Source organism: Acinetobacter sp. YH12086 (genome assembly GCF_013419345.1).
Classification (GTDB): Bacteria; Pseudomonadota; Gammaproteobacteria; order Pseudomonadales; family Moraxellaceae; genus Acinetobacter; species Acinetobacter amyesii.
Window position 1 is genome coordinate 581,535 of the sequence record NZ_VPAF01000001.1, and the last position, 15,705, is coordinate 597,239.

The 15,705-nt window shown below is 38.4% G+C and carries 15 protein-coding genes; 5 read left to right on the forward strand and 10 right to left on the reverse strand.

Translation table 11 applies throughout. From position 1 onward, the window contains the following. Nucleotides 1-17: 17 nt before the first annotated feature. Both FTU29_RS02820 and FTU29_RS02825 read right to left on the reverse strand, forming a co-directional pair. Nucleotides 18-1,037 carry a flavin reductase family protein gene (locus FTU29_RS02820; protein WP_180120235.1) on the reverse strand — a complete coding sequence of 340 codons (1,020 nt, stop codon included), beginning with the start codon at nt 1,035-1,037 and terminating at the stop codon, nt 18-20. A gap of 291 nt (nt 1,038-1,328) precedes the next feature. After that, nucleotides 1,329-2,444 (reverse strand): S-(hydroxymethyl)glutathione dehydrogenase/class III alcohol dehydrogenase, encoded by a 1,116-nt coding sequence (locus FTU29_RS02825; RefSeq protein ID WP_078193885.1) that lies wholly within the window; start codon nt 2,442-2,444, stop codon nt 1,329-1,331. Nucleotides 2,445-2,569: 125 nt separating this feature from the next. On the opposite strand from FTU29_RS02825, the gene FTU29_RS02830 reads away from it, so the two are divergent. Next, nucleotides 2,570-4,126: a phospholipase D family protein gene (locus FTU29_RS02830; RefSeq protein ID WP_180120237.1), complete on the forward strand. Its 1,557-nt coding sequence runs from the start codon at nt 2,570-2,572 to the stop codon at nt 4,124-4,126. Between the two features lie 92 nt (nt 4,127-4,218). Here the strand turns inward: FTU29_RS02830 and FTU29_RS02835 are convergent, their stop codons facing one another. Then, nucleotides 4,219-4,863: a class I SAM-dependent methyltransferase gene (locus tag FTU29_RS02835; protein WP_180120378.1), complete on the reverse strand. Its 645-nt coding sequence runs from the start codon at nt 4,861-4,863 to the stop codon at nt 4,219-4,221. A gap of 161 nt (nt 4,864-5,024) precedes the next feature. Here FTU29_RS02835 and FTU29_RS02840 point away from each other — a divergent pair, with 161 nt between their 5' ends. Next, nucleotides 5,025-5,462 (forward strand): hypothetical protein, encoded by a 438-nt coding sequence (locus FTU29_RS02840; protein WP_180094024.1) that lies wholly within the window; start codon nt 5,025-5,027, stop codon nt 5,460-5,462. Between the two features lie 103 nt (nt 5,463-5,565). On the opposite strand, the gene FTU29_RS02845 is transcribed toward FTU29_RS02840, so the two are convergent. Then, nucleotides 5,566-6,174: a uracil-DNA glycosylase family protein gene (locus tag FTU29_RS02845; protein WP_180120239.1), complete on the reverse strand. Its 609-nt coding sequence runs from the start codon at nt 6,172-6,174 to the stop codon at nt 5,566-5,568. A gap of 39 nt (nt 6,175-6,213) precedes the next feature. After that, complete coding sequence (locus tag FTU29_RS02850) at nt 6,214-6,930, reverse strand: SGNH/GDSL hydrolase family protein (RefSeq protein WP_180120241.1); 717 nt, start codon at nt 6,928-6,930, stop codon at nt 6,214-6,216. Nucleotides 6,931-7,156: 226 nt separating this feature from the next. Here FTU29_RS02850 and FTU29_RS02855 point away from each other — a divergent pair, with 226 nt between their 5' ends. Next, a complete protein-coding gene (locus tag FTU29_RS02855; protein WP_180120243.1) occupies nt 7,157-8,521 on the forward strand; it encodes an alpha/beta hydrolase-fold protein in 1,365 nt (454 codons plus the stop codon). 64 nt (nt 8,522-8,585) lie between these two features. Here the strand turns inward: FTU29_RS02855 and FTU29_RS02860 are convergent, their stop codons facing one another. The 5 genes from FTU29_RS02860 to FTU29_RS02880 all read right to left on the reverse strand — a co-directional run bounded on the left by FTU29_RS02860 (nt 8,586) and on the right by FTU29_RS02880 (nt 13,858). Then, complete coding sequence (locus tag FTU29_RS02860; RefSeq protein ID WP_180120245.1) at nt 8,586-9,632, reverse strand: fatty acid desaturase; 1,047 nt, start codon at nt 9,630-9,632, stop codon at nt 8,586-8,588. A 294-nt stretch (nt 9,633-9,926) separates the two neighbouring features. Beyond that, entirely contained in the window at nt 9,927-10,670 is a 744-nt protein-coding gene (locus FTU29_RS02865; RefSeq protein ID WP_078193819.1) for an SDR family oxidoreductase, read from the reverse strand. Nucleotides 10,671-10,689: 19 nt separating this feature from the next. After that, on the reverse strand, nt 10,690-11,388 hold the full coding sequence (locus FTU29_RS02870) for a histidine phosphatase family protein (RefSeq protein WP_180120247.1): 699 nt from the start codon (nt 11,386-11,388) through the stop codon (nt 10,690-10,692). After that, nucleotides 11,385-12,506: a phosphotransferase family protein gene (locus tag FTU29_RS02875; RefSeq protein WP_180023619.1), complete on the reverse strand. Its 1,122-nt coding sequence runs from the start codon at nt 12,504-12,506 to the stop codon at nt 11,385-11,387. The genes FTU29_RS02870 and FTU29_RS02875 overlap by 4 nt, the downstream gene beginning before the upstream one ends. Before the next feature lie 110 nt (nt 12,507-12,616). Further along, nucleotides 12,617-13,858, reverse strand: coding sequence for an acyl-CoA dehydrogenase family protein (locus FTU29_RS02880; RefSeq protein WP_180120249.1), 1,242 nt, complete (start codon nt 13,856-13,858; stop codon nt 12,617-12,619). Between the two features lie 93 nt (nt 13,859-13,951). Between FTU29_RS02880 and FTU29_RS02885 the strand changes: the two genes are divergently transcribed. Further along, on the forward strand, nt 13,952-14,869 hold the full coding sequence (locus tag FTU29_RS02885; RefSeq protein ID WP_180078891.1) for a LysR family transcriptional regulator: 918 nt from the start codon (nt 13,952-13,954) through the stop codon (nt 14,867-14,869). A 217-nt stretch (nt 14,870-15,086) separates the two neighbouring features. Continuing rightward, a complete protein-coding gene (locus FTU29_RS02890) occupies nt 15,087-15,641 on the forward strand; it encodes a thermonuclease family protein (protein WP_078193824.1) in 555 nt (184 codons plus the stop codon). The last annotated feature ends 64 nt before the right edge of the window (nt 15,642-15,705 follow it).

Sequence of the window (15,705 nt, forward strand, 5' to 3'; positions counted from 1 at the left end):
TTTTTATGCGGCTTGGGTTAGAGTTGAATACGTACAGGTGAAATTGCCTGAGAGACACATAATTTGATTTGTGTGTTATTCGCATGATCAATTGCGCCAGTGAGTAAGTTTTTCACTGAACCCTGCAATTTCGTACACGAACAAGTATTACAAATACCCATCCGACAACCATGCGCAGGTTTTAAACCGGCTTTTTCAGCACTTTCAAGTAAGTTACCTTCTGCTAAAAAATCTTGTTGGGCTAAACTAAAAGTGACAGGTTGAGCAGGCACTGAATCATCAGCAATCATTTGAAAGTACTCAGTATTTAAATACTCTGAAAGCTTGAACTCACGATACAGTTGCTCAATACTTTGCATCATTGGCGCTGCACCACAGGCATAGCAATCTCGCTGCTTAAAATCAGGGACCATGTGATTTAGCACCTCTGGTGTGATATGCAATTTGGTTTTCAGCGTATTAATCGCATGTAAATGCGCACGGTTAGATTGCTTCGCTAGTTGAATCAATTCATCCAAGTAAGCATCATCTCGATTGAAGTAAATCAGGTCAACCGGACGTCCAAGCTGAATTGCTTGTTTAAACAAAGTCATGATTGAGGTAATGCCACTACCTGAAGCAAGCAGTAAAATTGGTCGATCCGAATTTAGCTTTAGGCCAAACTCACCTTGCGGTTGCGATAATTCAACAACATCACCTGTTTTTAATTGCGTCAGGCAGTTGGACACTTTGCCTTGTTGTTTGACTGCGATTACTACATGACCAGATGTATTGATTTCGACGATGCTATAGCTACGTTGATGCCGTACACCATCCTTTACAACTGTCACCAGAACACATTGGCCTGGTCGATAATTTTCTGCTTTAAAGTTGTGATTCGCTAAAAAAATCAGTTCATAAAATCCGATCCCTACACAACGTGATTTGACCAATTGCGCTTTAACACGTTTGTAGGCCCAAATTGCATCAAATTTTTCTGCAATAAAATCAATAAAATCTTCCCGAATCCACTCAGGCTTATAACTTGTAGTTGTCATTTTTTGCCTCGGATAATGCATTAATATACATTTGTTTTTAAATTATGCTTACCTTAAGTTTAGTGCTAATTTCCCACCATGTGAATTCGGGACAAAATCTATCATTTGGCATTTTTTATCATTTTATGTCTAACAATCTGTCACTTTTTGCAAATCCTAATTTGAAGTTTTGATTTGTTATAACGACACAAATAAAAAAACTAGGCCAAAGCCTAGTTTTTAAAACAGTGAAAATTAACGCATTAATATTTAAATGATTAGTCGTTTAATCAAAAAAATTTAAATAAATGTTTAATCTTCAAAATGTACAACAGAGCGAATTGATTTACCTTCATGCATTAAATCAAAGGCTTCATTGATTTTATCCAGCCCCATAGTATGGGTCACGAATGGTTCAAGTTTGATCTCGCCTGACATGGCTTCTTCTACCATACCCGGTAATTGTGAACGACCTTTAACACCACCGAAAGCAGTGCCTTTCCAAGTACGACCAGTAACCAATTGGAATGGGCGCGTTGAAATTTCTTGACCTGCACCAGCTACACCAATAATCACAGATTGCCCCCAACCACGGTGAGCACATTCCAAAGCAGAGCGCATCACATTGGTATTGCCAATACATTCAAATGAATGGTCGACGCCCCAGCCCGTCATTTCTACAATCACTTCTTGAACTGGACGATCATAATCTTTTGGATTAACAAAATCTGTAGCGCCAAACTCTTCAGCCAGTTTGAATTTGTCAGGATTGGTATCTACCGCAATGATACGACCTGCTTTGGCTTTTTTAGCACCTTGTACCACAGCCAAACCAATTCCACCTAAACCAAAGACTGCAACTGAATCACCTTCCTGAACTTTAGCGGTATTTTTAACTGCACCTAAACCTGTTGTTACGCCGCAACCCAACAAACATACATGTTCGTGGTTCGCTTCAGGGTTAATTTTTGCCAAAGAAACTTCTGCAACCACAGTATATTCAGAGAATGTTGAACAGCCCATATAGTGATAAATCGGCTGACCATTGTAAGAAAAACGTGTTGTGCCATCAGGCATTAAACCTTTCCCTTGTGTTGCTCGTACAGATACACAAAGATTTGTTTTACCCGATTTACAGAATAAACATTCACCACATTCTGCGGTATAAAGCGGAATTACATGATCACCCGGTTGCACTGAAGTCACACCTTCACCGACTTCAACCACAACACCTGCACCTTCATGCCCTAAAATTGCTGGAAATACGCCTTCAGGATCATCACCCGACAATGTAAATGCATCTGTATGACACACACCTGTATGGCTAATTTTGACTAAAACCTCACCTGCTTTAGGTGGTGCCACATCAATTTCAACAATTTCTAAAGGCTGACCCGGTCCAAAAGCAACGGCTGCACGTGATTTCATGTCTAAAAACATCCTGTATGGCTTATATTAACAGATGAGTTACAGTAACCTCTTTTTAAGCCTAGATACAACCTTAAAACATGATGTTATGATGAATTTTTAAAGGAATGATTAATGCTATTCGAATGATACAATTACGTGAAATAAGTTGTACTGTCGGTTTAACTGTTTCGATCATCCTATTAACTGGATGCAGCTTACCTAGCAATCAGTCAAAAAAAGATGTCCCTATACAATCACATGCAGAAAAATGGATTACGTCTGCTTCGGATTTAGAAAAATTACAACAAAAACAAACGGCTTATTTAGCCTTAGATGATGCCTTCTTAAGTATTGCATCTCGCCTGCATTTGATTCGAAACGCAAAATACACCATCGATTTGCAATATTATATTTGGGAAAATGATGCTATTGGGCATCTGATGTTTCAAGAATTACTGCATGCCGCTGACCGTGGGGTAAAAGTAAGGCTACTAATTGATGATCAAAACGGGACGAAACTCGATCCGACCTTACAATCCCTTTCAGCTCATCCCAATATTTCAATCAAACTGTTTAATCCCTATAAATTTAGAAAATTACGTGTCATTGATTATGCATTTCGCTTAAAGCATATTAACCATCGTATGCATAATAAATTAATTATTGCCGATGGTTTTATGGGAGTAACTGGTGGTCGTAACATCAGTAATGAATATTTTGATGCCAGTGAAAGTTTTCAATTTACAGATTTGGATATCCTTTTCTATGGGGAAGCCATTCAACAAGCCAATCAAGTGTTTTTGAACTTTTGGAATGATGATTTAAGTTATTCTGTTCAGCAATGGATTGGTGCAGGTACAAAAGAAGACTTAAATCAATTAAGACAAACGTACCAAGAAAACTCTACAACGTTGACTAAAGATCAACAGCGCATTAACTATGCACAGCAACAACTGGCGGCTCAGCTTAAACTTAGACCGGTAAATTGGGCCGAAGCACATTTCATTGCGGATAGTCCGAATAAAATTCGTGGTGAGGCTAAAGAGCAAGAATTAATTTATAACCAATTTTCCACCTTAATGGGACAGCCCAAAGAACACATGGAGTTGGTTTCAGCTTATTTCGTTCCCACGCAACAAGGCACTGACTTTCTAACGGGTCTTGCAGGTAAAAATGTAGAAGTCCGTGTGTTAACCAATTCATTTTTAGCCAATGACGTCGCTGTCGTTCATGCGTTTTATCAAAAATATCGCAAAGACTTACTCGAAAATGGCGTGAAACTATATGAATTTAAACCTTATATAGAGCGTTCAAAACGCACATGGTATGAGGTCATGACTGGAAATATCATCCCTGCAAAAGGCAAAAATGCCTCTAGTTTGCATGCAAAATTTTTCGATATCGACGGAATGGTGTTTATTGGATCATTTAACTTTGATCCACGTTCCGCAAATTTAAATTCGGAAGTTGGCCTTGTCGTTAAGTCTGATCGATTACAAAACGATATTTCTGCCGCATTAAACCAATATTTACCGCAAATTGCGTATGAATTAAAACTGGATGAAAACGGCGAAATTATTTGGTTAGAGCATCAAAAAAATGGAAAAACCAAAACCTATACCCATGAACCTGAAACAACTCGATTCCAACGATTTAGTATAAAAGCAGTGTCATACCTCCCGATTGAATGGATGATGTAATGACAACGTACTGCTAAATGATTGAATTGCCCTCGTCGAGGCTATTTATTGAAATAATCTGATAAGTTCGATCAAGTCAAAAACGGTCTTAGTCAGTCTCGTTTATATGAGTGCTGGCTTTTGAAAACAACCAAGCCATTGATTTCGCCAAGAAATTCCACTTGCCCATATTTGGCTGCTTTCAGCGCGGCTAAATGTTCCTCAACTGACATATACAACTCATGATTTTGCTGTGCATGTGGTGCATATAAATGATCACATAAAAAATACACGCCTTGTGTATTTAACAACGTTTTTACAGTCCGATGAAACTCTGCTGCATACGCCTTATGTCTCAATTCATGTAAGGCCTGATGAATAATAATCACATCAAAGATACTTTTTTCATTGAAGTGAAGAGATTTTTCCCAATCCGATTGTTTGAAATCCCCTGTTATAAAATTACATTTTAAGCGTTGAGTTGTACTTAGTTTTTCTTTTGCCAAGTCATGCATAGCTTCGGAGAAATCAAATGCAGTGTAATCTATATTCGGACAATGATTGATTAAAAACTCAGCCAAATAGCCTGGGCCTGAACCGAGTTCAAGCACGTGCGCATTCGGGTTGAAAGCCAAAATAGAGTCGACATACATTTGAAAGATGTCATAACGCCACGGACGTTTAAGATTGACTTCAGCAGCCCATTGTTTAGCTTGGATTGGATCTTTTAAGTCTATGGGGCTGTGCACATCATTTATGTGAATATTATTTTCGCAATTCATTTTCTTAGACTTAATTTAGATAGATTGAATGCTATTTATACATAAAATATCTCAATAAAAGCAAAGGTTTTACTCACACTTGATGATGCTTTAACATCCACCTCTTATTTTGTTTTATCTCCTCCTAAAGTTTTCTAATGCAATTTTTTGATTTAAGCCGCCAATTTAATTTAAGTGATATTTTAACACCTTTTACAACGCTCTCTGACCTTGGTCATCAAGAATGGTTTTTGTCGAAAGTTCGGGTTGAGCATGACTGCTTATCTGACAATGACATGATTGAAGGGCAAGCTGTGCTTAAATCTAATCACAATATCCAAATTGAGTTGGAATGGTTAATCCAAGATACAGGTCATGAATTACAGCTTTTATTTAAAGGCATTGAAACTGCAGCTAGCGAAGAAACTTTGGTGATCGTGAAAGGCGCACAAATTGTAGATGATGCAAACAAAAAAGTTTCATCTCAGACACTGAGTTTATGGATCGATGGCACTTTACTACCTATGCTGCCGAATATTCGCAAAGAAATTAAAGCTCGTTTAAACCTTTGGGATTATGTTGAATATGATGTCTAAGGAATTGATGTTTATCCATAAGATGCCACGTTTTGAGTATTGAATGTTTGCCTGTTTAAATGAGACATATATTTCAAGGTATCTCACAATAACGTAAACTTCCCTAAAGTAAGCCTATATCTTTAAATAAGCTTTGATAGGCTTCGGCTTTTTTTTCAAGTGCCAGTGGATAAGCCCTAGATGAAGACGGCATACGGTATAAAGTCAAATCTCTGCCTGTAAATTCGGTACGAACAGCATGCCCAATGTGTGGTTTTTCAGTATTTTCTGGCATCGAGAGCATCAAAGTATCAGTCGCTTTGTCTCCCGTCGTCATAATACTGTGGCAATTCGGCATCTGTGTAAGCAGCTTCGCAATGTCGGTTGGCTGATAGATATGTAAAAACTTGTCTGATGCATTGCCTTTCAAACGAATCACTTGATAGGCCGTATCAAAAATGCCTATGCCTGTTTCATTTAAAAAATCTCGAATGAGCTGTTCTTTAAAAGTTTTGCTCTCTAGATTGAGAAAATGATTTTTATCCTGAAAAAAACATAGGCCAAAGATTTTCCACATGTCATTTTGGAAATTTGGATAGTAAAAATCCATCTTCCAGCGTGTTTTGGGTGGAGGAAAACTCCCTAGCATCAAGAGTTTCCCATTTGATGGCAAAAATGGCGCTAAAGGATGCGTTTCGATTTGCGGATTCACGTCTGAAATATCTTTACTCATATAGATGTAACTTCACCAAGTGATTGAATCATATATTATCTATGAAAATTGTTCAGTGATATGTTTCGCTATTTTTTCAGCCCATAACTGATAAATTTCTTTACTCGGGTGAAAGCCGTCTTTTGCCATTTGTAAATTTTTTTCACGATATTCTTGTAAATCGTATTCAATTAGCCTCGTATTAGGCTTTGTTTTAATAAAATTTTTTAACAGCGCATTCATCTTCTGAGAATATTGTCCAAACAGCCATGACAATGGAAACGGTAAAGCTGGAAACGCATCCATTGGTGGCACACCTGAAATGATCAATAGCTGTGGATGAAACTTTTCCTCGACAGCTTGATATAAACGCTGCTGGAGGTTCAACCATTGGTCTGGCTGTTTTAAAGCTGTGACATCATTGACACCAACAGAGCTGATCACGACATCAAAGTTCTGCATAGTGACATTGTCCAAAGCATTGATGATTTGTTGGCTGTTATGCCCCGTTGTGGCTTCAAGGCAAAAGTGAACTTGATAATCAGGCGATAAGATTTTAAGCAATTGTCCCAATAGCGCATCCGACTGATGCTCGACGCCGACACCTGCTGCTGCTGAATCACCTAGTATTAATAGCGATAATGGCCGATTACCCTGACCAAGAATTCCACAACGCTCTCCAACTGGTTCTGCTAAACGTGGGGTATTTTTTTTCACAAGGTAACCTTGGACCAGTAATGCAGGTAACAGCAGCAGTGTTGATACTTTGAGTAGCATAATATTTAGCAATGATTGAGAGCTTGTCGACTGCATTATTTTAATTAGTTTAAAAAACAAAGCATTGACTCTATTGTTATTTTCAACATTTTCTTTTATTAAAAGCATCATTCTGCGGCATATTGCTAGTTTTTTATATTAATAATGATTATCATTTATTAGTTTTCATCCTGCTTATTTTATTATTTCAATGAAAAAACTTTCCCCACTTTTTTTGGCTTGTTCTATGAGCATTGCTGTTTCTTCTGCTTTTGCCCAAACTCAAAATTCACCCGCTTTAACCGATACAACAGAAAAAAAACATTTCCCTTATGCTGCTGCATGTGAAGATGTCAAAGCGCAAAGCCAAATATTATTAAACCTACAACATCAGTTAAATCAAAATCCAAAACAACATGCTCAAATTCTCAAAGATTTTTGGAAACGTGTAGAGCTTATAGGTACACCAATCATTGAAAACTATGATGAAAAACATGACCGTATAATTTTTTTATGGAAAGGTGCGCAGCATAATGTACGCCTTATTGGTGGGCCGAGTAATGACCATGAATGGTTAACACGCCTACCAAATACCGATATTTGGTTTAAAGAATCGACTATTGATCATCGTTATATTGGCAGTTATAGCTTTGCTGTCGACTTACCGAACTTAGAAGGTTATCTGTCAAATTATTGTCCGCATCTGAATCCTAAACTTAAAGAATCAAGAACGCAGCGTCGTGCTGTGATACAAGTGCAACGGATTGATCCTTTCAACAAAAACACTTATCTCGCAAGTAATGATACATCAGGCTTGCGTAATGAAAATTTAGTGGCGCTTAAAGATGCCCCGCCTTTTATTGATCCAAAACAATATCCAAATGTTAAACAGCCCCAATTACAAGAGTTTGTTCTAGACAGCAAAATTTTGAATAACTCACGTAAAATCCAAATTTACCAATCTAAAGCTAAGAAAAATCAAAGCTATATCACCGCTATATTTTTTGATGGTCAGCAATATAACGAGTTGCTGAATGTGCCAAAGGCATTAGATATATTAGTTGAGCAAGGTCAGTTACCGCCAATTCAAGCCATTTTTGTTTCTCCACCGAATGATCAGGAACGACCTAAAGAATTAACACCCAATGCAAAATTTTCAGCATTTTTTAGTGATGAACTGATGCTTTGGATTCAAAAAAATGCACCTGCAAAAGTCGATTCGAAGAAAACGGTACTACTTGGGTCAAGTCTTGGCGGTTTAAGTTCAGCTTATTTAGCCTTAGAAAATCCAAATCAAATTAGTCACGTCGTACCTTTATCTGGATCATTTTGGTGGCAAAATGAAGCGACAGACCTCCCAAATGGCATGAGTAAAATCATTCGTGATAAAACCTCGCAACCTAAACAGCATTGGTTTATTACTGCTAATAGTTATGAAAGCTCACGCAATAATAATGAACTGAGTATTTTAGAGACTTCGCCTATTGTTGCAGCCGACTTAAAAAATAAAGGTCATGATGTACATTACAAATCGTATATAGGCGGACATTCCTACGCGGTATGGCAAGTTGCCTTGCAAGATACACTCAAACATTTTTTTGCGCAAAAGTAGTTTATAAACGTTTAGATCATAAAAAAGCCCTCAATTGAGGGCTTTTTTTGAAGCTAGTACTGATTTAATTCCAGCGATTTATGCGTTTAAAGGTTCCAAAATCATTGAAACGTACACCAACCTCACGCATGACTTGGTGTGCAGTTTTTGCAGTTAGGTGTCGAATATAAAACGGCTCTTTGACCACAAAATGGTGGATGGCATGGGTCGAACCAAAGTTAAAGCAAAATAATTGCATTGGGAACAACCACCACGGATTTAACACCTGAGTTTGTTTAATGACATCGCGTGGGTCAATATCACCATAATAATGCATATTTGAGCTGATAAATTGTAAGCAGAAAGAACGTATAAAGTTCGGAATAATCCAAATCACAGCTAAAAAATTAATCGTTGGAATTAATTTCACTAAATTGACTGACCAACTAATACTTTGTCCTAACATTGGAGCAATACCATTCACCACATGATAAATGACAAATACATACCAAATGCCGTAATAAACAAAACTTAAAGGGAAAAATCCAGTCAATTGAGAGAACAATACCGTTTTACGTTCTTTTTCAGGTTGTTTTTCAATGAATGTCCTAATCATCTTAAACATTTGAAATGGGCGCAAATAAACCGTCATCAATTGATCGCTAATGACCAATATTCGACGTAATCCCCACGGCATGCCATTACTGATGCCCCGTTCTTCCAAATCGTATTCTGAACCTGAATATTTATGGTGGTTGAGGTGCAAACGACGACGTGCCCAAGGACTAATGGTATTGGGACGTGCTAACCACACCAAAGCTAACATGAGATGGTGAGCCCACGGCGTCTTTTTAAAATACATATAATGAATCAGGTCATGTTCTAATTCATGTGTCAGTGAAGCAAACATCGCCACCAAAATCACACAAGCCCATGCCGGTAAAATGCCAACGGCAAACGCCCAAGCTGAACACAACATTCCCAGTAGCGAAAAAATAAGGATGGTAGCGCCAATAAAGTTTTGATGTTTTAAAATGGGATATTGCTGACGTAAGTCTTCACCAGCTTTCGTTACGACAGTTCTGACTTTGTTAATTCGCTGTTGATCTGTCATATCGGAAGACATAGACATAGTACAAACCTAAAAATTAAAGAACAGTTGTACATTAAAGCAAATTAAAAAAAAGGAAATCGCTATTTTGAGAACAAATCATCGTCTGTTCAAATATTCAACATTTTATTTATTTTCAATATCTTATTTATAAATAATCTGAGTATTTACTCCATTTTTTCTTTGCAAAATCGGCTACTTTTACTGTCTTTTCATCACAGGTTTGATGTATTCCTTTTTAACCTACAGAGGATGACGAATATCACTTGAGAATAAAAAAGCCCCAAAATTGGAGCTTTATTATTGAATAAAGGTTTAACCCAATTTATTCACGATCTTCAATGGCAATACTTTCATCGCAAGACCTAAAGGCAACCACGGCCATTGTGGTACATAGGCTTTAACCGGTGCTTTCTCAATGGCTTTTGCTAAAAGATGTGAACCAGTTTTTTCATCGACTTCAAATGGCAGTTTTTTCGCACCTTCATTGATCTCTGTACGAATATAACCAGGGAAAATAGTCGTCACTTTAATTGGGGTATCAATCAGCTCTGCCCGAATACCTTCAGCTAAAGCTGCAACACCTGCTTTACTTGCACCATAAGCCGTTAAATGTTTAGGCATACCGCGCATAGCACTCATCGAAGAAATCACCACCAAATGCCCTGCATTTTGGCTACGGAAAATTTCAACTGCAGCTTCGCATTGCGCCAAAGCAGAGATAAAGTTGGTTTCAACTGTCGCACGGTTAATTTCAAAATTACCTTTACCAATACGACGGCCTTCACCAACACCTGCGTTGACAATAACACGGTCAATACTGCCAAAATCTGCTTTAAAGGCACGGAACACTTCAAACACTTGATCGTAATTTGTGACATCGAGGGTTTTCGCAATCACTTTGATGCCATATTGGCTTTCCAGTTCATTTTTTAGCGTTTCTAGACGCTCTAAACGACGTGCACAAATGGCTAAGTTGTAGCCTTTTTGTGCAAACTCGCGTGCCATTCCTGCACCAATCCCTGAGCTTGCACCTGTAATTAAAATTGTTTTAGCCATGATAATTCCTTTGTTTATCTTAGATCCAAGTCAATAAATTTGGATCAACTGCTTTTATAAAATGGTGTTCATTTAAACTGAGTAATTGCGGTTCATTTCCAACCAAACGCAGTGTTGTCATACTGGTATTGGCAATGGCCCAATTAAGTGCAAATGTTTTTTCAGGACTCAGCCCTAATATTTTACCTACGGCAACCGAGATCACTCCACCTGAACTAAAAACAACGGCATAACGTGGTTTGGTTTCAGCCAGTTGAGTGCATAACTTTTCTAGCGCTGTTTCGACTCGATTTTTAAAATGTGGCCAAGATTCATCGTATTCATGATGAAATTCTCCGCCTGTCCAACGTTCAATGGCACCTTCAAAAATTTTGGATAAATAAGCACGCGGGTTTTCATGCTTAGATACATCTTCTTTTAATAAATGCGGCTGGTTAAATCGAGGTTCATATTGAGCAAAAACTTGCTGATGATTAAATTCATTCCACGCGTTATTTGTATCAACTTGTGCTTCTGGAAAGCATTCAGCCAATGCAAGATTGGCTGTTTGTTGATGACGTTGCATTGAGCCCGCAACCACATAAGGACTTTCTTTTAAAATACGGTCGAAATACTGTCCCAGCACCTTAGCCTGTAGCTCACCGTTGGGAGAAAGCTTGTCATAGCTTTCGGCACCAAAAGAAGCCTGACCGTGCCGAATTAAATATATCGTGGTCATTTCCCTAAAATATCCTTCATTTTTTCAATATATTTTTGTGCCACGTCATTGGCTTCAAGTTTTTGCAAACCAATAAGTTTTAATGCACGAATATGTAAAGCATGGATCACAATCCAAAAATCTTTAAATGCCGGATTATTGGTTTGTTTATGGTAGTAGCGGTAATAAATTTGCTGTGCAATTACTGCTAAACGGAAAATGCCGAACACTTCATAAAATGTCCAGTTGTCTGTTTGTAGACCAGTTTTTTCTAAGTAATATTCAACAACTTCTTTACGGCTAAACATGCCTTTCAAGTTGGTCGGCTGACGGCGTGTGGCTTTAAAAATTGCGTTATCGCCACTTTCAACCCAATACGCCAAAGCCGAACCTAAGTCCATCAATGGATCACCAAGCGTTGCCATTTCCCAATCCAATACGCCAATCACTTGGGTAGGATCATTTGGATCTAAAATGACGTTGTCAAAACGCCAATCATTATGAATTACACAGGTTTTAGAGTCAGCAGGAATATTGTCTTTGAGCCAATTACGGACATATTTAAAAGAAGGAACATTTAAGGTTTTGGCTTTTTCATAACGTGCGTCCCAACCTTCCACTTGACGACGACAGTAGCCGTCGCCCTTGCCTATTTTTTCTAAATCTGTGCCTTGGTATGGCACTTGATGCAGCTCAACGAGTTTATCAATCACATTGATGCATAATTCGCGAACTTGGCTTTCATCAAAATTTAATTCTTTGGGTAAGTTTGCACGTGGAATGATACCTTCTACGCGTTTCATTACATAGAAATCACAGCCAATCACTGATTCGTCCTGACATAGTGCCACCATCTCAGGGAGTACTGGATAAAATTCAGATAATGCTTTCTGTACGTTATACTCACGTGCCATATCATGTGCAGACTTGGCTTTGGTGCCTTTCGGTGGACGACGTAAGATTAAATCAGCATTGTCGTATTTTAAGCGATAAGTCCAATTTGATGCGCCACCTGAATATTGAGTGACTTCAACAGGCCCTTCTATTTCAACGCCATGTTCAATCAACCAATTGCCTACGGCACGTACATCCAGTTCTTCACCCTCACGAACTGAACCGCCTACATCGATCACTGACATGCTTTTCTTCCTAAACTTGAATCTATCATGATGATAAAAATATAATTTTCTATAGATTTATAGCATGGACAACTCGGGGTTGCCATGCCAAATATGTGACTACAACTTGTTTATTTTTTACGGCGGCTGCTGTAACCGCGCTTTGCCAATTCTAATTTAGCAATCATACCTTTATGCACTTCATCAGGGCCATCAGCTAGACGTAGTGAACGTGCTTGCGCAAAGAAACCTGTGAGCGGTGTATCTCGAGAAACCCCAGCACCACCGTGGATTTGAATCGCCATATCGACAACTTTTTCTAAGACACTCGGCGCAACTACTTTAATTGCAGAAATCTCGGTTAATGCAGCCATATTCCCTAGAGTATCCATTTTATATGCTGCATAAAGGGTCAGTAAACGTGCCTGATCAATCGCAACACGTGCTTCCGCTACGCGTTCTAAATTGCCACCGAGTTTTAAAATTTCTTTACCAAAAGCAGTACGGCTCATACCGCGGTCAATCATCAGTTCTAGCGATTTTTCGGCAGCACCAATACAACGCATACAATGATGAATACGGCCTGGGCCTAAACGACCTTGTGCAATTTCAAAACCTTGACCTGCGCCGCCAATAAAGTTTGCAACAGGAACACGAACATTTGTGAAGCTAATTTCACCATGTCCATGTGGCGCATCATAGTCGCCAAACACAGGTAACATACGTTCGATTTTGACTCCAGCAGTTTCAACAGGTACTAAAACCATAGAATGCTGATGATGACGGTCTTTGCTTTCATCTGGTGTATGCGCCATAAAGATAATAATTTTGGCATTTGGATCACCTAAACCTGAAGACCACCATTTACGGCCATTTAATACAATTTCTTCGCCTTCAACGACAGCTGTAGCTTCCATATTGGTGGCATCACTTGAAGCAACAGCAGGTTCTGTCATACAAAATACTGAACGGATTTTGCCGTCCAGTAATGGTGTTAACCACTGCTGCTTTTGTTGTTCCGTGCCATAACGCCAAATCACTTCCATATTGCCGCTGTCAGGTGCATTACAATTGAATACCGTAGGTGCAAGTAGGCTACGGCCTGAAAGTTCTGCGATGTGTGCATATTCTTGTACAGATAAGCCTTGCCCAAGTTCGGGACAAGGTAAGAACATATTCCATAAGCCTGCAGCTTTGGCTTTATCCTTTAAAACCTCTAACTGTGCTGGCCATTGCCATTTGGTCCAATCACCACCTTGGTTCAACTCATGAACTTCTGCCCAAAACTCAGTTTCTACAGGCTCAATTTCATCTTTAATAAATTTTTTTGTTCTTTCAATATAATCTTGTGCACGTGCTGAAAGTTCAAACATGACAACATCCTTTAAATATTATGTTCTTTACGCTTTACAACACCATAACCTGAAATCTAATATGAACAAAATGATTTAATTCAATAGATGAACATGAATAGTATTCATAAAAATACCGTCATCGATATGGGTGTGTTTCACCGTATGGATATCAATTTATATCCACTGTATATCGCAATTTATGAACAAAAAAGCATTTCAAAAGCTGCAAAAATTTTGTGTATTACTCAGTCTGCAGCGAGTCATGCACTTCAACGGTTAAGACAACATTTACAAGATGACTTATTTGTACGTGCTGGAGCAAAAATGCTTCCGACCCCATTTGCTGAGCAGATTTATCCTGTAATTAAAAATGCGCTTATTGCGATTCAAAGCATTTCTATCCAAAAACAACAATTTACTCCTTCAATGGTACAGAGCTTGAAAATTGCGGTACATGATGAAATTGAACCGATCATTTTTCCCAAGTTAGTTGAACACTTTCAACAGCAACAGTTTCAGATCCAATTTTCCAGTATCAAATTAGATCGCAAAACCATTGTGGCTGATCTTGCTGCACAGCAAATCGATTTTGCGATTGACCTTGAGCAAAACTTTGGTGAAAAGATCAATTTTCAAACCTTGGTTGAAGACCAATTCGTGATTTGTAGTCAACACCCTAAGATGGATGAGTCTATTTATCTTTCTGCTCCTCACATTGGGGTTTCTTCCCGACGTGCAGGTGTATTAGTCGAGGATATTTATTTAAATCGTAAAAAACACTCTAGAGAGATTTTTTTACGCTGTCAGCATTACTCTACTGCGCTACAAATTTTGGCACAGCAACCCAAGGCAATATTAACGATTCCGCAAAATATTTTGACGCATTTACAGGTTGCTCCCGAACTGAATATTTTTGATGTACCTGTAGACTTGCCGAAAATTAAACTAGGGATGTATTGGCATAATGATTTGGAATTAAATTCACGGCATGTTTTTTTGCGAAGCCAAATTTCTAAAATTTTTGCTTAGGCTATTTTATGATGATATATCAGCTTGCTTAGGCTATTTACATGGATTTAGATTTAATTCTGCGTGATGAAACTTGCTGTATATTTATAGATCAAATGCTGATTATTTAAGGTATTTTTAACTGACCGTCGGTTTATTCGACAGCCATAAATCATGAGTTCTTATAAAATCTAAATTCCTGTTTTTATGCGATATGACTTCGTTCATATCATTATGTATGCTTTCAAATCTCTCCGCGAATTGGCTCATGGCTTTAGGTGCAGTACTGTGCTTGATCACAGTCTATGTTCTCTATAAAGTCACCATTTTCTTAAAGGATTTTTTTCAACCTTTTAAGAAAGGAAAATCTTACCTCTGCCGTGTATCCGACATTAGTGATGGCGACACCCTCACCTGCTATCGGATGAATCTGAGACGTTCTAAAACCAAACTTCGCTTTGCTTATGTGGATGCGCCAGAATCGACACAAGCTTACGGTAAAGAGTCTGCACGCCTGATCAAATCCATGGTTTATAAGAAATTTGTCCGCGTAAAAATAACTGATGTAGACCGTTATGGCCGCTGCGTTGGGGTTATTTATCGCTATCGTAAATGCATGAATGAAGAAATGGTAAAACGTGGTGCTGCGTGGGTGTACGAAGAATACATCCGTGACCAAAAGCATTTGCACTATATGATGAATTTACAAAGCAAAGCACGTAAACAAAAGAAAGGCTTGTGGAAAGCCAGTCGTCCAATGCGCCCTAAAGAGTATCGTAAATTACATAAATAACAGACCACATTGCAGCATGGCTAAGGAATATTTGATGACTTAGCCATGTCTAATATTTGACCTT